Consider the following 442-nt stretch of genomic DNA (forward strand, 5'->3'; position numbering starts at 1 on the left):
GAAATGGGCGTTTCCATTAAAGTAGAGACAAACGGATCTGACGGAGTAAAAAACCGTCTGACTGCAGCGGACATTGAAAAAGCAACTGCAATCATTATCGCAGCAGACACTAAGATTGAAAAAGAGCGTTTTAAAGGTAAGCCGTTAATTGATGCACCTGTAACAGACGGGATTCGAAGACCAAAAGAACTCATTGATAGAGCAGTAAAAGGAGATGCACCTATTTATCGTGGTGGAGACTCAAGCAGTAATGAGAGTTCAGAAGGGGAAAGAGAAGGCAAACGAGGTGGTGGCTTCTACAAACACTTAATGAACGGTGTATCAAACATGCTTCCGTTCGTAGTTGGTGGTGGTATTTTAATTGCTATTTCCTTCTTCTTTGGAATTAATTCAGATGACCCTACACATGCAAACTATCATCCATTTGCGGAAGCTTTAATGA

Annotated in this window: 1 pseudogene; it reads left to right on the forward strand. The window is 41.2% G+C overall.

Annotated features, from left to right (window positions below):
• A pseudogene (locus tag AOA60_RS03225) lies at positions 1–442 on the forward strand (hypothetical protein); the annotation flags it as partial.

It is taken from the genome of Pseudomonas sp. 2822-17 (assembly GCF_002742485.1).
Taxonomy (GTDB): domain Bacteria; phylum Pseudomonadota; class Gammaproteobacteria; order Pseudomonadales; family Pseudomonadaceae; genus Aquipseudomonas; species Aquipseudomonas cyclaminis.